Here is a 21023-nt window from a genome sequence, read left to right as displayed (position 1 = left end):
CTTCACGAACCGGGCCAATGCCAGGCGTGTTCGACGGTTTTGAACGGCGCGTCCCGGCCCAGGGCCACCGCGGCGGCCCAGCCGGCCGGGACGTCGAGGTCGCGCACTCGCAACCTGCCGCCGGGATGCTCGATGGCGGCGTCGACGGCGTCGACGTCGATGGCCAGGCCGGCGAACAGCCGGATGCCGAGCGCCTTGATGCAGGCTTCCTTGCGGGACAGCAATTGCGCGCATACCGAACCGGTCCGGTCGACGCCGCCGGCCCGAACGGTGCGGCATTCGCGCGGGGTGAGGAATCGCTCGGCCACGCGGTCCGGATAGGACACTTCTCCGATCCGGACCACGTCCACGCCCACCGGCGCGGCGTCCGATACCGCCAGGAGCGCGCGGTCGGACGCATGACTGAGGTTCCAGTGGGTGCCGCCGCCGATCGGACCGGGCTTGCCCGACGGACCGACCGACCACCGGAGTTCGGACCGCTCGCACCCCAGACGTTCGGCGAGGATCGTCCGGACGGCCGCGTGGGAGGTCAGGAACTCGTGGCGGCGCCTGCCGACCAGTCGCCTGGACCGGCGGCGTTCGGCGGGGCCGAGGGCCGCTTCCGCGACCCTCGGCGGGGGTGCGCCGGCGCCGAGGTCGATGCTCCACACTTCGACCACGCTCACGGGTGCAATCCGGTGGGCGCGGTCCAGAACCGGTTGGTGAGGTACCCCTGGGCCGCGTTCTGGCGCTGGATGTCGGTCATGCCCTCCATGTATTCGAAGCCCTGAGCGTCGCGCCGGAACTTGTCCAGCAGCGGGTGCTCAAGGCGTGCGCAGGGTCCGAGCAGCCGGAGGGCCTCCACGGTCGCGTCCTCGGCGAGCCGTACGGCCTCCAGTTTGGCCGCCGAGGAGAGCGGCCCGCTCGGCTTTCCGGCGTCCACGGCGCGGGCGGCGGCGGCGATGAGCGACCGGGTTCCCAGGATCCGCTGCCGGATCGATTCCATGCTCGCTTCCTCTTCGGCGCGCAGCGCTCGGCGCTCGGCGCGGACGTAGTCGTACGCCGCCCTGGCCACACCCAATGCCATCGCTCCCACGCCGGGACGGAGCATGTCGAAGGTGTGGGAAGCGCCGAACAGGCCGCGCCTGGTGGACTTGCCCTGCTGCCCGAGCACGTGGTCGTCGGGCACGCGGACCGAGTCGTAGTTCAGTTCCGAGAGCCCGGCCCCGCGCAGTCCGATCGTCTGGAGCGGCGCCGAGGTGAATCCGGCCGTTTCGGAACCGACCAGCACCACCTCCAGGCCCATCGGACCCGAGGTGCCCTCCCGGCGGCAGAAGACGAGCCCGGTGGTGCCCCGGTGCCCTTGTCCGACATAGCGCTTGGTGCCGTTGATCACCCAGCCTTCGTCATCGCGGGACAGCGTCGTCTCCATCGAGACCGGGTCCGATCCGTGTTCGGGCTCTGTGACCGCGAAGTACGTCCATTCGGCGTTGTTCGCAAGCCGGCTGTAGTGCGATTCGCGGATCTCGGGTCCCGCCATCTGGTCGATGACGAACGCCGCCAGCGACGCCCAGGGCATGGCGAGCATGAGGCCGGCGTCGCCCCACGACAGTTCCTCCTGGACGATCACCGATTCGCTGATCCGCCTCACGTAGAGCGGATCCGACCCGATCATCAGCGGCGTGTCGTTGAACTCCTGCGGAAGGCTGAAGCGCAGCAGCTCGAGGTCGAGCGATCGCACCACGTCCTCGACGGCGACCTCGCCGTCGTGCATGGGCAGTGCGGTCTTCCGGAACTCGGCCGCGTATTCGCCGATCAGCGCTCGGATCCGTTCGGGGCGGTGTTCGGCCGTCATAGCTCGCCTCCGGTCTCGATCGAGTACACCTCGCCCAGGATCGAGAGGGCCTGGGCCAGGTTCGACGGGGCGTCGACGATGTAGCCGGAGGCGCCGAACAGCTTCCAGGTCGCACGCAGCGCCCGATCGATGTCCCGCTCCACGAGTGCCGCCGGCGGTTCCCCGTCGTCGGCCGCCGCCTCCAGTAGGGCGAGGGCCTCCCCCAGCCAGGCCGCGATGTCGCCGACGGTCGCCCGGACCAGCGGCAGGGTGATGGTGGCGCTCTTGCCGACCCGGCGCCGGGTCAGCCGGTCGGTCGCTCGCCGGTTGAGCCGCTCGACCGCCCCGATCCGGATCCAGGCCACCCCGAGGCGCCAGGACGGGTCGGCGTCGCCGAGCGCGGCCTCGGCCAGGAGGAGCTCTCCGGTGTCGGTCGGGTAAGCGCCGGTCGGGTCGGCGTCGGTGACGCGCTTGAGCAGGGACTCGGGCAGCATCGCTCGCGAGCGGTGGCCGACCGTGCTCGCCGGAGGGAACTCGAGGGCGAGCCGTTCGAGCGCGGACTCCAGCCCGCTCTCGATGGCGGTGAGCCGGCTCGTTCGAAAGTGGTCGATGGGAATGGCGGTTCGGGTCACGGGGTCCGCTCCTCTGCGGTCGACTCGGGGTCGGCGGTGAACTCGGCCAGGCACCGGTACGGCAGGTGCGGGTCGGCGTCGGCGAGCACGATCCGGGGCCATGCGGTATCGCCGAGCGCCGCGGCGAGCCGCTCCCAGACACCGGTGCAGGCGTAGGTGGTCTCCGGTTTCCGGATGTCGGAGAACCGCTGCGCCTCGAGGAAGTCGCCCCCGGCGCCCTGCACCAGCAGCGCGTCGGAGGGCTGGTCGGGCGCGGGTTCGGGCCGGCGGTTGCGTTCGACCGCCAGGCGGTCGATCCGCATCCCGCCGCGCAGCGAGACCACCATCGCGACGGCGCTGTCGTTGGGTACGCGCAGTTGGCCGGGGAGGATCGGCAGCATCCCCTGCTCCATGGCCAGGACGAGCGCCCGTTCGGCCAGGCCGTTGCGCAGGTGGTTGACGACCAGGCGGAGGGCGGTGAACGGTCCGGCCACGCCGTGGTCGCCGATGCCCATGATTCCGGCGCCGTCGGGCAGTTCCTCGTCGAAGCGCGGACCCGCGAAGTGGGTGAGCTGGCAGTCCGGCGTCGCCGTCACGAACACGACCAGATCGAAGTCCCGGTCCGGTGCCAGAACCTGGAGGGACAGTCCGGCCATCTGGAAGTACGAGACGCCGCGGGGGCCTTCGGGCCAGCGCACCTCCTCGGCGGTGACGTGGTTGCGGTAGGCGCCGCGCAGCAGGCTCTCCTGGTGGAACCTGCGGGCCTCCTCGCTGATCTCGATGAGGTCGACCGGCAGTGATTCGATCCGCTCCAGGTAGATCGGGGTATCGGCCTCGAGCGGGCGGGGTGAGACGATGGTACGCACGGGGTTATCCGTTCTGTGCGGTGGCGAGGACGCAGTCGATCAGGCCCCCGAGCGTCGCCAGGTGTTCGTCGGTGATCGAGTCGGCGTCGATCTCGATGTCGAGCGAGTCTTCAAGGGAGATCAGCACTCCGAGCACGCTGGTCGAGTCGAGGCCGAGCTCGTCGAACAGGCTCGTCCCCTCCTCGATCTCGGGCAGTTCGCGGCCCAGCGTCTCCTCGAGCGCGGCGACGGTCGCCTTCGACACGGTCTCTCGGTTGAGTTGGTTGGTATCGGTCATCTGTGACTCCTCAGCTCTGGTCGGTCGGTTCGGAACGCCCGAAATCGGGAAGCAGTTGTCGCCGCAGCATCTCTTCGGGGGTGTCGCGCATGCGTATCAAGTGAATTTGTCCATTATGGATCAGCACTTCCGCGGGGTAGCCGTGGCTCAGGAAGTGCACCGGCGAGGCGGTGGGTCCGTAGGCGCCCGATCGGTACACGCCCACCAGGTCGCCGGGGCCGAGATCCGCGGGGAGGTCGACGTTCTTGCCCAGCTCGTCGGCCGGCGTGCACAGGGGCCCGGTGAGGTGCCAGGGCACCTCGGCCTCGCCGGACTTCCTGCCGATCAACCCGATCGGGAAGTTGCGCTTGACGATCGAGCCGATGCCGACGGCGGCCATGTGGTGGTTGGTCCCGCCGTCCGCAACCGCGAACCGCTCTCCGAAGGACTCCTTCACGTAGCGGACGCCGAGCACGTACACGCCGCATTCGGCCACCAGGTACCGGCCCGACTCGAGAATGAGCCGGGTGCCGGGATGACGGTCGACGAACCGTTCCACCGCGGCGCCGACGCCCTCCGACAGTGCCGCGAGGTCGAGCTCGGATTCCTTCGGGAAGTAGGGCACGCCGAGGCCGCCGCCGATGTCGACCACGTCGAGACCGATGCCGGTCCGCTCGGCGATCTCCTCGGCGAGGCGGAGGATCCGCTCGGTGTTGTCGACCACGGTGTCGGCGTCCAGGATCCGGGTGCCCATATAGGCGTGGACACCGATCACCCGCACCGCCCGCAGGTCCGCGAGCACGGACCGGGCGCCGAGGACCTGGTCCTGGTCGATGCCGAACTGCCTGGCCTTGCCGCCCATGGACAGGCCGCTGCGCTTGACCTGGAAGTCCGGGTTGATCCGGAGCATCACCGGCTGGCGCACACCCAGTTCCCGCGATATCCCGTCGAGCCGGGCCAGCTCGTCGAGCGACTCCACGACCACGGCGCGGACGCCGGCCTCGCAGCATGCCTCGAGTTCCGCTCGGCTCTTGCCCGGGCCGAGGAAGATGATGCGGCCGGGGTCGGTGCCGGCCCGCAGGGCGGTGCGCAGCTCGGTGAGCGACGAGACTTCGGCACCCGCGCCTTCGCGCTCGAGGAGCGCGAACAGCGCGATGTTCGGGTTCGCCTTGAGCGAGTAATACACGTCGACGGCCTCGGGCAGCGACTCGCGCAGTCCCCGGTACTGCCCGACGAGGGCGTCGCCGTCGTATACGAAGGCGGGCGATCCGTGTTCGGCCACAACGTCGCCGATCGGGATCCCTTGCATAGTGAGGTTCTCAGACACTGGCTTCCCCCATCGCTCCGAGTCGTTTGCGCACCTGCCGCTCCACCTCCGCCGCGTCGGCGGCGTCGCGTCCGGCCACGAGGCCGTGGAGCCGTCCTTTGAAACGGTCGCCGGCCGACGGCGCCGCCGCATTGAGGGTGGCCGCGCACGTCACCAGGAATCCGCGCCGCCAGTCGGCGTCCAGCGCGAGATCGGCGAGCGCGCCGCCGACCTCCCGATACGGCACGCGCCTGGTCAGCGGCAGGTCGATCTGGACCGCGACGCCGGTCGATCCGGCCGCCTCGAGCCTGGTGGCGATGCCGGCCAGGTAGGTGGACATGTTGTTGCGGGCGTTGATCTCGATCACCGGATAGAGCGTGCCGTCGCGGCAGATGATCGCGTCGACCCCGACCGGACCCCGATAGCCCTCGCCGGCGAGCCGCGCTCCGATGCGGTGCGCGCACTCGGTCAGGGCCTCGCGGATCCGCCGAGGCTGCGAATCCGGCAGCCGGTGTCCCCGGTGGGTGCCGTTCTCGGTGATCGCCTCGAGTACGAAGTCGAACTCCACCGTGCCGTCGTCGGCGACGGTGAAGTGGTAGTTGAGGTCGGTCTCCTTGTCCTGCCAGGACTCGATCACCGCCTCGATCCGGCCGTCGCCGCTGCGCTCGGCGCGGCGGGTGAGCAGCCGCAGCAACTGGTCGAAGCGGCCGGAGTGCTCGCAGACCATGATGCCCTTGCCCGAGACCCCGTAGGAGGCTTTGAATCCCACCGGCCGGCCGGCGTCGAGATGCGAGCGGACCTGGTCGGCCAGGCCCGTCAGCTCGTCGATCGTCTCGCACTCCCATCCTGGCGGGCTGGCGATGTCCAGCTCCGCGCACAGGCGCCGGCTGAACACCTTGCCGTTGACGCGCTTGGCGATGTCCGGATCGCGCATCGGGATCCCGAGGCCCGTGGCGTCGCACAGCCGCGCTTCGTCCTCGGAGTAGCCGTGCGGGTTGAGGCGCGCCCCTCCGGTCGCCTCATCGCTCAGCCGGCCCAGCAGGTCCGGCGAGTCCAGCGCGTCCAGGGTGACCGGACGCTCCGGTTCCATGGCCTCCGGAACCGCGATGCGCGGCGGAGCGAGCCCCACGTGTTCGAGCTGCTGGAGCATCTCCGGCTCCGGGGCGTGTTTGAGTACCGCCAAGTCCGATTCGGCGGCGATGAGCAGGGCGAGCTCGCCGGTGGCGGCCGCAACGGCGGCGGCCCCGCGGGTGGAGGGTGCCGGCAGTCCGGGCTCGCCGCGGGCCCATTGCTCCTCGACGTCGAAATTGCCCAGGTACACCTGGCTCAGATCGTCCATGTCGGGCCGCCCCTCACCGCTGGAAGACCATGGAGGCGAAGCTGCCGTGCGTACCGACGCCGACGACCATGTAGTGGTCGCCCGGTTCGAGGTAGTCCTGCCGCAGGGCCTCGACGTAGTTCAGGAAGCTGTCGGCGGTGTAGCAGTGCCCGGTGATCGGGATGAGGTCGGTCATCACCTTGTCCATGGGGAACCCGATCCGCTTGCAGACGCGCCGCCAGGAGATCCGGTTGACGTTGTGCGGCAGGATGAGCTTCATGTCCTCCAGGGCCAGGCCCGACCGCTCGGCCGCCTCCTGCAGCACCTCGGACAGCTCCTCGATGTAGATCTTCCCGAGTTCCTCGGTGGCGTGCCCCATGTGCTGGCTGAACGCCTCTTCGGTGGACTTGTACCCGGCGACCGCTTCGGCCAGGGCCTGCTCGCAGCTCGGGTTGAGTTTGAACGCGTAGGAGCACAGCCGGTCGCGCTCCCCGGAAGCGCTGACCAGGCACGCCGCCGTGCTGTCTCCCATGACGGCGGTCCCGGGGAGGTAGAAGCCCTCCATTTCGGGAACCTCGCCCATGAGGACCAGGGCGAGCGAGTCCGGATCCTCGTCGCGCAGGAGCCAGCCTCCCATCCAGATCGCGTACAGGGCCGAGGCGCAGGCGTGCTCGGTGACCGCGAATCCGATGGCGTTGTCCAGGCCCAGCCGTTCCACCACTTCGTGGACGGGGTCCTCGGTGGTCGTGGACAGGTCGCGAGCGGTGCGAGCGATGAGCACATATCGAACTCGCGATTCGTTTCCCTGCAATTGTCCGAGGTTTCCGGCGGCATCCACCAGGCGGTCGGTATAGCTCCGCTCCGGGGCTACCCTGACTTCTCTGAGTCCGAAGAAACGCGTGAACAGCTCGATATGCCGCTTGTCGATGTCGAGCTGTTCGCCGACCTGTTCAATCGTCTCGGACTTACTGGGTATATGACTTGCTACTTCTGCGATGGCGGTCATGCCTGAGCGATCCTCCGTTGATCGGCTACGTTTCCGGCCTACAAGAAAAAGCCGGTCACATGGGTCAATATAAGTTGACAATGGCCGACTATCCGAACAGCTCCGAGAACTATTAGGTGGGTTTATCGAATTTGACCGGGTGATAGTTGGACAGCCTGCGATAAGGGCGCGACAACAGTTCCGAGGGCACGTTCAAGCCTCGGTCATTGCGCACTGCCGCAGTCGGGAACGAGAAGGGGTGGGCTCCTATTGAACTCCTTCGAGAGGTTCGGATGCTGATCGTTTTGGACGCAGACGGAATGCTAGCGAATAAGTTTCGATCACGCCAGCATCACAGTAATCACATTGATATCCGTCAACCTCAAAGAACCTGCCACTTACGCGCAGTACCGAAAAGATCGCAAAAGTTCCGGTATTGTGACCTAATTCATAGGATCTATTTTACCACATTTGCCCTAATTATCATGAAACACTTCCACCACTGCGGCCCGGAATGACGGGGGATCGCCCGTTCGTGACCCGATCGGCGCGGGCAGTTCTCGCAACACGCTCCGAAACTTTCGGACGCCTCGGGCCGATCGGTCTCGCCCCGTACGGCCGCATCCGGGCACGGCGCGGCCCGGCGGCCGCCGACTAGTAGCCGTCGGCCACCACGTTCTCCAGCGGCTCGCCGGCGGCGAAGCGGCGGATCTGGGGGCCCACCGGGGCATAGGCGCGGTCGATCATGCCGTCGACCGACGCCCCGACGTGCGGGGTGACCAGCGCGCCTTCCAGGTCCCACAGCGGGTGGCCGGCCGGGAGCGGCTCGGGGTCGACCACGTCCACCGCGCACCGCAGCCGGCCGGAGGCGACCTCGGCGACCAGGGCGTCGGTGTCGACGATCGGGCCGCGGGCGGCGTTGACCAAAAGCGCGCCGTCCCTCATCCGGGCCAGGAACTTCGCGTCGACCATGCCGCGGGTGGCCTCGGTCAGCGGAAGGAGGAGCACGACGACGTCGGCCCCCGGCAGCAGCGCCTCGAGATCGGCGACCGGGTGGACCCCGGGGCGGGCGCGGCGGGCGACCTTGGTGACCTCGGCGCCGAGGGCGGTCAGCACCCCGGCGGTCCGTTCGCCGATGTCGCCGGCGCCGACGACGAGGACGCGCTTGTCGCAGACGGTGGTGGTCCATTCGACCTTCCACTCGTGGCGCTCCTGCTGCCGGGCGAAGTGGTCGAAGCCGCGCATCGAGGCCAGGATCGCGCCGACCGCCCACTCGGCGGTCACCCCGGTGTGGACGCCGCGCGCGTCGCAGAGGACGACCCCCTCCGGCACGACCGGAGCCCAGACCTCGGCGCCCGCGCTGAGGAGCTGGATCGCCTTCAGCCCGGTCATGTCGTTCAGGGGCGTGGTGACCTTCGACTTGGCCAGGAACGGCGGAACCCAGAACTCGACGGTCGCCGGATCGGACGGGTAGTCGCCCCGCCCCCCGTAGACCTCGACCCCGACTTCCTCCGGGAGGGCCCCGAGCAGGTCGCGGCCCTCGTCATGAGCGATCCATACCTTCACGGGGCAAAGCCTAATCCACCTCGGGGCACTGGCGGGCGCGCCCGCGGCCCGGCCGCACTACGCTGGGTCTCATGCGCCGATCGACCTCGGCGGCACTGGCGGCCGCTGCGACGTTGACCCTCGCCTCGTGCTCGTTCGGGGAACCGCCCGAGCCGACCGGCGGCCAGCCCCCGGACCTGCCGACGCCCTCGAGCCGGCCCCAGGAGCCGGCCACGTACATGGACGTGGTGGCCGAGGACCTCGAGATTCCCTGGGGCCTGGACTTCCTGCCCGACGGAACCGCCCTGGTCGGCGAGCGCGACTCCGGTCGCATCCTGGCGATCGAGTCGTCCCCGGACGGCTCGACCGCCTCGCCCGAGGAGGCCTACGTCGTCGAGGACGTCGACCCCGCCGGCGACGGCGGGCTGCTCGGCCTGGCCGTCTCCCCGGAATACGACGAGGACTCGACGGTGTACGCGTACTACACGACCGAGGCGGACAACCGGGTCGTCGCGATCGACCTGGAGGCCGGGTCCGAGCCCGAGCCGGTCCTGACCGGCATCCCCGCCGGAACCGACCGCAACGGCGGCGCGCTCGCGTTCGGCCCCGACGGGTTCCTGTGGGCCGCCGCCGGCGACGCCGGCACCGCCGAGCGCGCCCAGGACGACCGGTCCCTGGGCGGCAAGATCCTGCGATTCGACACCGAAGGCGAGCCGGCCGAGGACAACCCCGACCCCGAGTCGCCGGTCTACTCGATGGGCCACCGCAACGTCCACGGCCTGGCCTGGACGCCGGACGGCGACCTGTACGCCACCGAGTTCGGCGCCGACCTGGCCGACGAGGTCAACCTGATCGAGCCGGGCGCGAACTACGGGTGGCCGTTGTACGAGGGCCTGGGCGGAGCCGAGGACTACCGCGACCCGGTCGCGACCTGGGAGCCGTTCGAGGCCTCCTGCGGCGACGCGGTGTTCGCCGAGGCGACCCTGGTGACGGCGTGCCTGCGCGGCCAGCGCCTCTGGGTGATCGAGTTCGAGGCCGGCGGCGGGGTGGTCGGCGAGCCGCAACCGGCGCTGGCCGGGCAGTTCGGTCGGCTACGATCGATCGCCATGGGTCCGGACGGGATGCTGTGGGTGACCACCTCGAACCGCGACGACCGCTGCGTCGCCGGCCGCGGCTGCACCGCGCACGAGTCCGACGACCGCATCCTCCGCTTCGCCACCGCCTACGCCGTTGAAGGAAGAGTCTGATGTCCGACCGTGCCGACGACCCCACTCGGTCACCGGGCGCCGGGCGAGTCCGCGGCGCCCTCGGCGCCGGTTGGCGCCGCACGCGGGCCGGTTCGGCGCGGGCGGGCCGCTCCCGCCTCGCGCGCCGCCTCGCCGTCGCCGTCGCGATCCTGCTGATCGGCGCCGCCTCGGCGGCCGGGGGGCTGGCGCTCGCCGGCGGCACCAAGGCCGACATCGGGCCGTTCAACACCACCATGACCGTCCAGCCCGACGTGTACGGCGAGACGGTCGTGACCATCCCGCCGCTCGGCAAGGTCGTGTTCGACAGCCACGAGGGCCCGGTCGGGCTCAGCATGCGGCTCGACTCGGTCGACCCCGACCAGGCGCAGGTCATCATCAACACCCCCGACGGCGTCACCACCGCCTCGGAGAACCTGGCCTCGGAGGTGACCGACGCCGTCGTGCGCGTCCTGGTCCAGGCCCTGGCCCTGGTCACGCTGTGCGGACTGGCGGTGGGGGCGCTGGTGTTCCGCAACGTGCGCCGCACCCTCCTGACCGCCCTGTCGTCGCTGGCGGTCACGGCGGCGACGATGGGGTACGCCGCCTCGACCCTCCAGGTCGAGTCGATCTCGCAGCCGCGCTACGAGGGCCTGCTCGCTTACGCGCCGTCGGTGGTCGGCAACGCCGAGGACATCGCGCGGGACTACGAGGAGTACGTGGCGAACCTGCAGAAGTTCGTCACCAACATCTCCTCGTTCTACGCCCTGGCCACCGACCTGCCGCAACTCGAGGTCGGCGACGACGCCATCCGGGTCCTGCACGTCTCGGACCTGCACCTCAACCCGTCGGCCTGGCACGTCATGGAGTCGGTGGTCGACCAGTTCGACATCGACGTGGTCGCCGACACCGGCGACATGAACGACTGGGGCTCGGAGCAGGAGGCCGAGGTCTACTCGCGCGGGGTGACCCAGATCGAGGTGCCGTACGTGTTCGTCAAGGGCAACCACGACTCGGCGACCACGGTCGCGGAGCTGGCCGCATACGACAACGTCGTCATCCTCGACGGCGAGGTGCGGTCGATCGCCGGACTGGACTTCGCCGGCGTGGCCGACCCGCGCTTCACCCCCGACAAGGGCAGCCAGCCGTCCAGCGACTACGCCCAGCAGATGCTCACCCAGTCCGGCGACCGGCTGCGGGAGGCGATCGAGACCGCCGGCGGCGCCGACCTGGCGCTGGTGCACGAGCCGCCGATGGCGGTGCCGCTGGTCGGCTCCGTGCCGCTGGTGCTGTCCGGGCACACCCACAAGCGGGCCGTGCAGGACCTCGGCGAAGGCACGACGCTGATGGTGGAGGGCTCCACCGGTGCTGCCGGGCTGCGGACCTTCGACACCGACACGCCGATGAAGATGGAGCTCGACGTGCTCTACTTCGACCCCGAAACGAAGGACCTCACCGCCTACGACTCGATCTCGGTCGGGACGATCGGCGAATCCGACATCACCCTGGACCGCACCGTCGTCCCGGCCGACGCCCCGGACGAGGCCGAAGAGGTGCAGAACGGGGAGGCGGCCACCACCCCGGCCGAGGATTGAGTCACGAGAGCGGGCCGAGCACCGCCGCGGCGATCGAGAAGTAGAGCACCAGGCCGGTGGCGTCGCACAGCGTGGAGACCATCGGCGCCGAGATCACCGCCGGGTCGATGCCGGCTTTCCGGGCGATCAGCGGCAGGAACGCGCCCACGAACGTCGACCAGGTGCAGATCGACAGCAGCGTCAACGCGATGATCAGGCCGATGTCGGGCCCGTAGGCGACGGCGACGACCGGGCCGCCGACGGTCCCCAGCATCGCCCCGAGCATCAGCCCCACGCGGCCCTCGCGCCAGATGATCTTGAACGTGTCCGAGAAGCGGACCTCGCCGACGGCCATGGCGCGGATGACGACCGCCGAGGCCTGCGAACCGGAGTTGCCGCCGACGCCGGTCAGCAGCGAGATGAACACCGCCAGGACGGTGACCTGCTCCAGCGCGGCCTCGTAGTAGTTCAGCACCGAGACGGTCAGGATCCCGGCTACGGCGAGCAGCAGCAGCCAGAGGGCGCGCTTGCGGGCGAGGATGAACACCCCCGCCGACAGGTAGGGCCGCTCCAGCGGCTCGGCGCCGCCGGACCGGGCGGCGTCCTCGGTGTCCTCGGCCTCCAGGACCTCCATCGCGTCGTCGAAGGTGATGAGCCCGACCAGGCGGTCCTCGTGGTCGACCACGGGCAGGGCGGCCAGGTTCGCGTCCTGGATGAGCCGGGCGGCCTCCTCCTGGTCGGTGTCGGTGTGCACGAAGTGGATGTCCTCGGCCATCAGCTCGGCGACGATCCGGTCGGGGTCGGCGGCGACCAGGTCCGGGAGCGCGACGGTGCCCAGGAGCTTGCGGTGCCCGTCGGTGACCGGGAGGACGTCGAGGTGCCGGGGTCGGGTGCGCAGGTGGCGGATGCGCTCGATGGCGTCGGCGGCGATCATCGAGGCCCGCAGCGACACGTAGTCGGGGGTCATGATGCGCCCGGCCGACTCGGAGTCGTAGCCGAGCAGTTGCGCGGTCGACCGGCGCTCGGCGGGGCTGAGCCGGCCCTGGAAGCGGGTGGCGACCATGGCGGGCATCTCGTCGAAGAGCTTGGCCCGGTCGTCGGCCTCCATGGAGTCGAGCAGGTCGCGGACGGTCTCGGTCTTGAGCGCGTCGAGCAGTTCCTGCTGGTGGACGGGGTCGAGCTCCTCGAACACGGCCAGCGCGCGGTCCTTGGGCAGCAGGCGAAAGCGGACGGCCTGGTCGGCCAGGTCCATGCGGGGCAGTTCTTCCGACAGTTCGACGATCGAGACGTCGGCCAGTTCTCGGCGGAGCGCCGCGAGGGTGTCGATGGCGGCCGGTGAGATCGGTTGGATGGTCTGGGGCATCGCAGCCACCTCCTTGCGCGAGGAAACAGCCGTGCCCGGCCTCAGTGGGGCCTGCGAGCGGTGGATCGGCTCGGTTGCGGGCGTCGATGCCGCAGGTTCAGGCCGCCCGCTTCGGCATGGAAGGGGCGCGGAGCACGGAATGAGCGAGAATCGGGAACGACTCGTCGGTATCTCGACTGGGACTTGAAGAATCGTCGCCCACTGCTCTCACCTCCTCCGGCCGTGCCGCGCGGCGGCGCTGGTCTTTCGGTCTCCCGGCGCGCTCCAGCCTAACAAGGTGCGGCGGTCCGGCGAAGCGTTCCGCGGCCGACGGCCTCGCGGCTCACACGTTCGGCTGAGGGGCGCGGACGGCGCCGGCTTCGGGCCGGCGCCGTGCCGACCGGTCGCTAACCGAGTTTGGACAGGATGAGTTCGCGGACGGCCCCGGCGTCGGCCTGGCCCTTGGTGGACTTCATGACCGCGCCGATGAGGGCCCCGGCGGCGGCGTGCTTGCCGCCGCGGATCTTCTCGGCCGCATCGGGGTTGGCTGCGATGGCCTCGTCGACGGCGGCCTCGAGCGCGCCGGTGTCGGAGACGACCTCCAGGCCGCGGGAGGCGGCGACCTCGGCCGGTCCGCCTTCGTCGGCGAGGACGCCGTCGATGACCTGGCGGGCGAGCTTGTCGTTGAGCCGCCCGTCGTCGACCATGCCCTGCAGCTCGGCGACCTGCTCGGGTCCGATGCGCAGTTCGCCGAGCTCGACGCCGGTCTCGTTGGCGCGGCGCGAGAGCTCCCCGAGCCACCACTTGACCGCGGCGGTCGGGCTCGCGCCGGCGGCGACGGTGGCCTCGATGATCTCGACGGCGTCGGCGTTGACCACCGACTGCATCTCCAGCTCCCCCAGGCCCCATTCGGCGCGGAGCCGCTCGCGGCGCTTGCGCGGCAGCTCGGGCAGGCCCGAGCGGAGCCGTTCGACCCATTCGCGGTCGGGTTCCATGACCGCCAGGTCGGGCTCGGGGAAGTACCGGTAGTCGGTCGCCTCCTCCTTGGAGCGCCCGGGGCTGGTCTCGCCGGTGGCCTCGTGGAAGTGGCGGGTCTCCTGATGGATCTTCTCGCCGGAGTCCAGCAGCGCGGCCTGGCGGCGGATCTCGTGGCGGACGGCCCGCTCGACGCTGCGCAGGGAGTTGACGTTCTTGGTCTCGGTGCGGGTGCCCCAGGCGTCGCCGGCCCGGTTGAGCGAGACGTTGACGTCGCAGCGCAGCGACCCCTGCTCCATCCGGACGTCGGAGACGCCGAGGGAGCGGACGATGTCGCGCAGTTCGGTGACGTAGGCGCGGGCGACCTCGGGGGCGAGGTCACCGGCCCCCGGCACCGGCTTGGTCACGATCTCGACCAGGGGGATGCCGGCGCGGTTGTAGTCGACCAGGGATTCGGTGGCGCCGTGGATGCGGCCGGTGGCGCCTCCGACGTGGAGGGTCTTGCCGGTGTCCTCCTCCAGGTGGACGCGTTCGATCTCGACCCGGTAGTGGTCGCCGTCGACGGCCACGTCGACGTAGCCGTCCTCGCAGAGCGGCTCCTCGTACTGGGAGGTCTGGAAGTTCTTCGGCATGTCCGGGTAGAAGTAGTTCTTCCGGGCGAACCGGGTCCACTCGGCGATGCGGCAGTTGAGGGCCAGGCCGATCTTCATGGTGGCCTCGACCGCGGCCCGGTTGGCGACCGGCAGGGCGCCGGGCAGGGCCAGGCACACCGGGCAGATCTGCGTGTTCGGCTCGGCGCCGAAGGCGGTCGGGCAGCCGCAGAACATCTTGGTGCCGGTGTCGAGCTCGATGTGGGTCTCGAGGCCGAGGACGGGTTCGTAGGCGGCCATGGCGGCCTCGTAGGTGCTGAGTTTCGTCATCTCGCGTTACTTCCCCTCGATCTCGGGCGCGGTGTCGGCCAGGAGCGGGTCCTGCGTGGACTCCAGGGCCGACGCGACGCGGTAGGTGATGTCGTCGCCCATGACCGGGCCCATGACCTGGAGGCCGACCGGCATGCCGTCGGAGAGGCCGACCGGGACCGAGATGCCCGGCCCGCCGTAGAGGTTGGTCGGGATGGTGAACAGGTCGGCCAGGTACATCTGGTACGGGTCGCCGGTGCGCTCGCCGTACTTGAAGGCGGTGAACGGCGTGGTGGGGCTGATCAGCGCGTCGCACTGCTCGAAGGTGGCCTCGAAGTCGCGCTTGATGAGGGTGCGGACCTTCTGGGCCCGCCCGTAGAACTGGTCGACGTAGCCGGCCGACAGCGCATAGGTGCCCAGGATGATGCGGCGCTTGACCTCGGGGCCGAAGCCGGCCTCGCGGGTGAGGCCCATGACCTCCTCGAGGGAGCGCCGCCCGTCGTCGCCGGAACGCAGGCCGTAGCGGACGCCGTCGTAGCGCGCCAGATTGGAGGAGGCCTCGGAGGGGGCGATGAGGTAGTAGGTAGGCAGGGCGTAGCTGAACGACGGGCAGGAGACCTCGACGATCTCGGCGCCGAGCTTGACGAGCTGGTCGACTCCGGCCAGGTAGGCGTCGAGGACGCCGGGTTCGGCCGCGCCGGCGCCCTCGGCGAACTGCTCGACCACGCCGAGGCGGAGGCCGGAGAGGTCGCCGCTCGCCCCGGAGCGGGCGGCCTCGGCCACCGGCGGGACGGGCGCGTCGATGGAGGTCGAATCGCGCGGGTCGTGCCCGGAGATGACCTCGTGGAGCAGCGCAGCGTCGAGGGCGTTGCGGGCCACCGGCCCCGGTGTGTCGAGTGAGGACGAGAAGGCGATGAGGCCGTAGCGCGAGTTGGAGCCGTAGGTGGGCTTGGCGCCCAGGGTGCCGGTGACCGCGCCGGGTTGGCGGATCGAGCCGCCGGTGTCGGTGCCGATGGCCAGCGGCGCCATCTTGGCGGCCACGGCCGCGGCCGAGCCGCCGCCGGAGCCTCCGGGGATGCGGGCGGTGTCCCACGGGTTGGCCGTCCGCCGGTAGGCCGAGTACTCGGTCGAGGAACCCATGGCGAACTCGTCCAGGTTGGTCTTGCCGAGGATCGGTGTCCCGGCGGCCTGGAGGCGCTCGACGACGGTGGCGTCGTAAGGCGGAATCCAGCCTTCGAGGATCTTGGAGGCGGCGGTCGTGGGCATGCCGCCGGTGACCACGATGTCCTTGACGGCGACGGGCACGCCCGCGAGCGGGCCGAGCTCCTCGCCGGCGGCCAGCGCGGCGTCGACCTCGGAGGCGGTCGCGAGCGCGCCGTCGCGGTCGACGTGCAGGAAGGCCCCGACCTCGCCGTCGACGGCGTCGATGCGGTCGAGGAATGCCTCGGTGACCGAGCGGGAGGTGGCCCTGCCTTCGCGGATGTCGGCGGCGAGGCCGGCGGCGGTCCGGTCGATGATGCGGTCGTCCACGGCCCTACTCCTCGTCGTCCAGGATGCGGGGGACGCGGAAGCGGCCCTCGGCGGTGTCGGGGCCGCCGGCGAGGGCGGCGTCGCGCGGCAGCGAGGGCTGGGGCTGGTCTTCCCGGAACACGTTCACCAGCGGCACCGCGTGGGAGGTCGGCTCGACGCCGTCGGTGTCGACCTCGCCGAGGGTCTGCATCGATTCGAGGATGACGTCGAGCTGGCCGGCGAAGGCGTCGAGCTCGTCATCGGTGACTTCGAGGCGGGCCAGCCGCGCCATATGCGCGACTTCCTCGCGTGAAATCGTACTCACGACAGGTGTTTCCTAACGGTTTCGAGCTGCGGGAAGACCTATCGAGTCTAGGACGCGCGGGGCGGGGGCGGTCGGCCGCCCTGCGGGGTGTGGGCCCGGCCCGGGGCGGTTCGGTGCCGGGCCGGGCCCGGCGGTGCCGAAAGCGCGCGCGACCAGCGCTCCGGCCGCCGGAACGGCGGTGCATTCCCGGGTGCGCGGGGCGCCCCGACCTCGAAAATCGCTTGACCGGGCCGCCAGTGCGCTGGGCACAGCCGCTCTAGCCACGGCGGTTGTGACGTGATACTCTCTCGATACTGGTTCGGAACGGGTTTCCTGGTTTCCTTTCTGTTTCCTTGCTAAGAACGAGTCGGTGGGTGTTCCGACTTGTGGTGGTGTTCTCGAGCCAGTGCGGGCCCCGGGGCATAGCCCCGGGGCCCGATTTCGTGTCCGCTCATGCGGCCAACTCCCCGTGCCAGGCCCGCCACAGGTCCGCGTAGTGGCCGTCGCGTTCGAGCAGTTCGTGGTGGTCGCCGAGCTCGGCGACCAGTCCGTCCTCGACCACCGCGATGCGGTCGGCGTCATGGGCGGTGTGGAGCCGGTGGGCGATCGCGATGACGGTGCGGCCGGCCAGGACCGCGCCCAGGGCGCGCTCGGTGTCGCGGGCGGCGCGGGGGTCGAGCATGGCGGTGGCCTCGTCGAGGACGACCACGTCCGGATCGGCCAGGATGATGCGCGCCAGCGCGATCTGCTGAGCGGAGGCGGCGTCGAGTTCCTTCGCGGTGCCGCCGAGCTCGGTGTCCAGCCCGCAGGGCAGGTCCTGGGCCCAGTCGGCGCCCACGGCCGCGAGGGCGGACTCGAGTTCGGCGTCGCCGGCCTCGGCCTTGGCGAGGATCAGGTTGTCGCGCAGGCTCGCGGCGAAGACGTGGTGCTCCTGGGTCACCAGGGTGACGCGGCGGCGGCGCTCGTCGAGCGGGAGCGCGGCGACCTCGACGCCGCCGATGGCGACCGTCCCGGCGCGGGGGACGTCGGAGCCGGAGACGAGGCGGGCGAGGGTCGATTTGCCGGCGCCGGAGGGGCCGACGACCGCCAGGCGCTGCCCGGCGGGCACTTCGAGGTCGACGCCGTGGAGGACGTCGCCGCCGGCGGGGTAGGCGAAGCGGACGTCGCGGAGGGCGACGTCGCCGCCCTCCGGTCGGTCGGCGGTGGCGTGCGCCTCGGTGTCCTCGGCCTCGGCGACGCCTTCGACGCGGGCGAGGGCGGCGAAGCCGCGCTGGACGCGTTCGACCCACATCAGGATGTGGTCGAGCGGGAACATGATCTGCCGGGTGAGGACGGCGCAACTGGCGACCATGCCGAGGCTGACCGTGCCGTCGAAGTAGAGGGCGCCGCCGATGAGCAGGACGGCGGCGGTCGGCAGGGCGTAGGTGGCGTCGAGGAACGGGAAGAAGACGCTGCGCAGGAACAGGGTGTAGCGGGTGGCGCTCCAGTGTTCGGCAACGGTGTGGTCGCCGGCGCGGCGGCGCTGGTCTTCGAGCCGGTAGGCCTCGGTGGTGCGGGCGCCGTCGGCGGAGGCGCCGATGGTGTCGCCGACGTTCGATTCGGCTTCGCGTTCGCGCAGGTAGCCGTGGCGGGCGCGGCGCAGGTACCAGCGGGTGCCGATGGTGATCGGGGGGACGGCCACGAGCATGCACAGTCCCAGCAGCGGGCTGACCCACAGCATGGCGCCGAAGAGGACCAGGACGTTCAGCAGCGAGACCGAGACCTCCGGTACGCCCTCGCGGAAGAGGGTGCCGGCCTCGGGCACGTCGGCCGAGGAGCGGGTCATGAGGTCGCCGGCACCGGCCCGCTCGACCACGGGCATGGGCAGCCGGAGGGACCGGTCGACGAACTGCTCGCGCATCTTCGCCGACAGCAGCTCCCCGAGCCGGTGCGAGACGAACGTTCCGGCCCAGGTGAAGACGATGACGGCCGCGACGGCGGCGGCGATGCCGACGGCGAGCCGGTCGACGCCCTCGGCCGTGCCTCCGGAGGCGAGGGTGTCGATGATCTCGCCCAGCAGCAGCGGTGCGACCGCGCCGGCCGCGGCGGCGACCAGGTGGAGGCCGAGCGCGCAGGCGGCGCGGCGCTTCTCCGACAGCAGGAGCGCCGCGAAGGCGCGCCGCACCTGGGCGCGTTCGGCGACCGGCAGCAGGCCGGTCGGGCGGGTCTCGGCGGTCACTGGTCCTCCCGGGTGACGAGGGCGCGGTAGTCGGGGTGCTGTTCGGACAGTTCGCGGTGGGTGCCGACTGCGACGACCTTCCCTTCGCGCATGAAGGCGACGGTGTCGGCGCGGCCGAGCCACAGCGGCGAGGTGGTGGCGACGGCGGTGGCCTTGCCCGAGCGGGCGGCGGCGACCCGGTCGACGATGCGGGACTCGGTGTGGGAATCGACCGCGGAGGTCGGCTCGTGGAGCAGGAGGACCTCGGGGTCGGCCGCCAGCGCCCGGGCCAGGCGCAGCCGCTGGCGCTGGCCGCCCGAGAGGGTGCGGACCTGGTTCCCGACCTCGGTGTCGAGGCCCTCGGGCAGGGCCTCGACGACGTCGGCGGCGGAGGCGGTCTCGACCGCCTCGGCGACCCGGTCACGGCCCTCGCGCGCGGCGATGATGCCCGCCAGGGTGCCGGAGAACAGGTAGGCGTCGTGCTCGGCCACGAGCACGCGGCGCCGGAGCTCGGCGCGGTCCATGGCGTGGACCGGTACCGCGCCGAAGGTGGCCTCACCGTCGGCGTAGGCGCCCAGCCGGTCGAAGGCGCCGGCAGCCTGGCCGGAGTCGGCCGAGGCGACGGCGGTCAGCGTGCGGGCCTCGACGGTGAGCCCGGATTCGGGGTCGTGGAGGTCGGATCCGATCGGCGGCCCGGGCAGTGGCCGCTCGGCGGCGGCGCGCTCGGGGACGTTGAGCAGGTCGCAGATCCTCCCGCTGGCCACCCGGCCCTCGATCAGGCGGTAGGTGGTGCCGATGAGCCAGTGGACCGGTAGCAGGAGCGCGCTGGTGTAGCCGAAGGCGGCGACCATCTGTCCGGGGGTGATCGAGCCGTCGGCGACCAGGCGTCCGGAGATCCAGACGACGACGCCGAGCAGGATCGCCGGGGTGCCTTCGCCGAGGGCGTTGAGCCAGGCCATCGGGCCGGCGACCTTGTACCCGGCCTTCCGCAGCTCCTCGGAGTCGCGGCGGTAGGAGGCGCTGAAGCGGTGCTCGCCGCCGATGCCGCGCAGGACGCGGAGGCCGGCGACGATGTCGGAGGCCCGGTCGGTGATGTCGCCGATGCGGTCGCGGTAGGTCTGCTGGCGGGCCTGGAGGCGGGCGAGCACCGGTCCGGTGATGAGGCCGACGGCGAAGACGCCGGCGAAGATGGTCAGCCCCAAGGCGATCGAGGTGTTGAACAGCAGGATCCCGACCACGACGATGCCGGTGGCGCAGCCGAACAGCGGTGACAGGGAGTCGACCGCGTCGGCGATGCGGCGGAGGTCGGTGGCGCCGATGCTGACGACTTCGCCGGTGGTGACCTTGCGCCGCAGTTCGTCGCCGAGGCGTCCGACCTTGCGGGTGGAGAGCTGGAGGGTGCGGTAGGCGGCGTCAGTGCGCCACCAGACGGTCAGGCGGTGGGACCAGACGATGGCGGCGGCGGAAACGAAACCGCCGCCGACCAGGCCGAGCGACCAGGCGGTGAGGGCGCCCCAGTCGCCCCCGCGCAGACCGTGGTCGACCGCGCCGGTGAGGAAGTAGGGCAGGGCCGGGAGGCCGCCGAGTGCGACGCCGGAGGCGAGGAGCGCGGCGACCGCCAGCCCCTTGCGGCGGGTGGCCAGCCAGAGCAGGAAGCGCCACGGCCGGGTGGGCGGAGGGGACGTGGCAGTGCCCGGGGCGCCATCGGGGGAGACGGGGTCCTGGAGCGGCAGTTCGGGAGCGCGGAGGAACCTCACCCGGCGACCGTAGAGCGGGTCTCTGCCGACCGGCAATCGATTAAGCGGCCGCGGTGCCGCGTCGGCTTCGCCGGAGGCGGGCGTAGGCACCGTCGCGTTCGAGCAGTCGGTGGTGGCGGCCCAGCTCGGCGACCCGGCCGCCGTCGATGACGGCGATGCGGTCGGCGTCGTGGGCGGTGTCGAGCCGGTGGGCGATTCCGATCACAGCGCGCCCCGGCGAGGACGGCGGCCTCAACACGGTCCGCACTGCCCAAAGGTTCTCACTCCCCGACAGATCCCGATCCGTGCCGGCCTCGTGCAGATGAAGGAAGACCAGCGCGTCGAGGCCGACCGGTTGGAACTGCAAGCACTCAGGGTCACCGACATCGGCTATGACCGGCTGCGTGAGGTCGGACGGGGCGTCCTGAAAGCAGACGCGCACCGAACGCAGAGAGCACTTCTCCGAACGAGGCATGTCGGCTCACGCCGACACCGGGCCGGTCACCATGCCCTGTGTCCCGAACATGTGCAACCCGGATTGCGGTCCGTCCTGCTCCCCGGCGT

17 protein-coding genes are annotated in these 21023 nt (G+C 70.9%); 2 read left to right on the top strand and 15 right to left on the bottom strand.

The window, feature by feature from the left end:
• Positions 1-2: 2 nt before the first annotated feature.
• From CUT39_RS03580 to CUT39_RS03540, 9 genes are all read right to left on the bottom strand, one after another.
• Positions 3-665, bottom strand: a complete 663-nt coding sequence (locus tag CUT39_RS03580; protein ID WP_157930458.1) for a 4'-phosphopantetheinyl transferase family protein — start codon at positions 663-665, stop codon at positions 3-5.
• Positions 662-1834 carry an acyl-CoA dehydrogenase family protein gene (locus CUT39_RS03575; RefSeq protein WP_100444595.1) on the bottom strand — a complete coding sequence of 391 codons (1173 nt, stop codon included), beginning with the start codon at positions 1832-1834 and terminating at the stop codon, positions 662-664. Before CUT39_RS03575 ends, CUT39_RS03580 begins: the two co-directional genes overlap by 4 nt.
• The gene (locus tag CUT39_RS03570) at positions 1831-2445 is read right to left on the bottom strand and encodes a hypothetical protein (RefSeq protein ID WP_100444594.1); all 615 of its coding nucleotides are present in this window, start codon (positions 2443-2445) and stop codon (positions 1831-1833) included. Before CUT39_RS03570 ends, CUT39_RS03575 begins: the two co-directional genes overlap by 4 nt.
• Positions 2442-3290 carry a beta-ketoacyl-[acyl-carrier-protein] synthase family protein gene (locus CUT39_RS03565; protein ID WP_100444593.1) on the bottom strand — a complete coding sequence of 283 codons (849 nt, stop codon included), beginning with the start codon at positions 3288-3290 and terminating at the stop codon, positions 2442-2444. Before CUT39_RS03565 ends, CUT39_RS03570 begins: the two co-directional genes overlap by 4 nt.
• Positions 3291-3294: 4 nt before the next feature.
• Entirely contained in the window at positions 3295-3567 is a 273-nt protein-coding gene (locus tag CUT39_RS03560) for an acyl carrier protein (protein ID WP_100444592.1), read from the bottom strand.
• A 10-nt stretch (positions 3568-3577) separates the two neighbouring features.
• Positions 3578-4855: a type III PLP-dependent enzyme gene (locus CUT39_RS03555; protein ID WP_198586847.1), complete on the bottom strand. Its 1278-nt coding sequence runs from the start codon at positions 4853-4855 to the stop codon at positions 3578-3580.
• 10 nt (positions 4856-4865) lie between these two features.
• Complete coding sequence (locus tag CUT39_RS03550) at positions 4866-6191, bottom strand: preATP grasp domain-containing protein (protein ID WP_100444590.1); 1326 nt, start codon at positions 6189-6191, stop codon at positions 4866-4868.
• Positions 6192-6204: 13 nt separating this feature from the next.
• Positions 6205-7176 (bottom strand): 3-oxoacyl-[acyl-carrier-protein] synthase III C-terminal domain-containing protein, encoded by a 972-nt coding sequence (locus tag CUT39_RS03545; RefSeq protein ID WP_100444589.1) that lies wholly within the window; start codon positions 7174-7176, stop codon positions 6205-6207.
• Positions 7177-7809: 633 nt separating this feature from the next.
• Positions 7810-8721: a 2-hydroxyacid dehydrogenase gene (locus tag CUT39_RS03540; RefSeq protein ID WP_100444588.1), complete on the bottom strand. Its 912-nt coding sequence runs from the start codon at positions 8719-8721 to the stop codon at positions 7810-7812.
• Positions 8722-8792: 71 nt separating this feature from the next.
• Here CUT39_RS03540 and CUT39_RS03535 point away from each other — a divergent pair, with 71 nt between their 5' ends.
• Positions 8793-9947 carry a PQQ-dependent sugar dehydrogenase gene (locus CUT39_RS03535; protein ID WP_100444587.1) on the top strand — a complete coding sequence of 385 codons (1155 nt, stop codon included), beginning with the start codon at positions 8793-8795 and terminating at the stop codon, positions 9945-9947.
• Complete coding sequence (locus CUT39_RS03530; protein WP_100444586.1) at positions 9947-11518, top strand: metallophosphoesterase family protein; 1572 nt, start codon at positions 9947-9949, stop codon at positions 11516-11518. Before CUT39_RS03535 ends, CUT39_RS03530 begins: the two co-directional genes overlap by 1 nt.
• A 1-nt stretch (position 11519) precedes the next feature.
• Here the strand turns inward: CUT39_RS03530 and mgtE are convergent, their stop codons facing one another.
• From mgtE to CUT39_RS03500, 6 genes are all read right to left on the bottom strand, one after another.
• Positions 11520-12860: a magnesium transporter gene (gene mgtE / locus CUT39_RS03525; RefSeq protein ID WP_100444585.1), complete on the bottom strand. Its 1341-nt coding sequence runs from the start codon at positions 12858-12860 to the stop codon at positions 11520-11522.
• Between the two features lie 386 nt (positions 12861-13246).
• Entirely contained in the window at positions 13247-14734 is a 1488-nt protein-coding gene (gene gatB, locus CUT39_RS03520; protein WP_100444584.1) for an Asp-tRNA(Asn)/Glu-tRNA(Gln) amidotransferase subunit GatB, read from the bottom strand.
• Positions 14735-14740: 6 nt separating this feature from the next.
• Positions 14741-16243 carry an Asp-tRNA(Asn)/Glu-tRNA(Gln) amidotransferase subunit GatA gene (gatA, locus tag CUT39_RS03515; protein ID WP_100444583.1) on the bottom strand — a complete coding sequence of 501 codons (1503 nt, stop codon included), beginning with the start codon at positions 16241-16243 and terminating at the stop codon, positions 14741-14743.
• Between the two features lie 4 nt (positions 16244-16247).
• Positions 16248-16547: an Asp-tRNA(Asn)/Glu-tRNA(Gln) amidotransferase subunit GatC gene (gene gatC / locus CUT39_RS03510; protein WP_100444582.1), complete on the bottom strand. Its 300-nt coding sequence runs from the start codon at positions 16545-16547 to the stop codon at positions 16248-16250.
• A 430-nt stretch (positions 16548-16977) separates the two neighbouring features.
• Positions 16978-18744 (bottom strand): ABC transporter ATP-binding protein, encoded by a 1767-nt coding sequence (locus tag CUT39_RS03505; protein WP_100444581.1) that lies wholly within the window; start codon positions 18742-18744, stop codon positions 16978-16980.
• Positions 18741-20480, bottom strand: coding sequence for an ABC transporter transmembrane domain-containing protein (locus tag CUT39_RS03500; RefSeq protein WP_198586846.1), 1740 nt, complete (start codon positions 20478-20480; stop codon positions 18741-18743). Before CUT39_RS03500 ends, CUT39_RS03505 begins: the two co-directional genes overlap by 4 nt.
• Positions 20481-21023 lie beyond the last annotated feature (543 nt).

The organism is Glycomyces xiaoerkulensis, from assembly GCF_002798405.1.
GTDB lineage: Bacteria > Actinomycetota > Actinomycetes > Mycobacteriales > Micromonosporaceae > Glycomyces > Glycomyces xiaoerkulensis.
The sequence above is the reverse complement of the archived record's forward strand: the minus strand, read 5'-3'. Positions and strand labels throughout refer to the sequence as shown.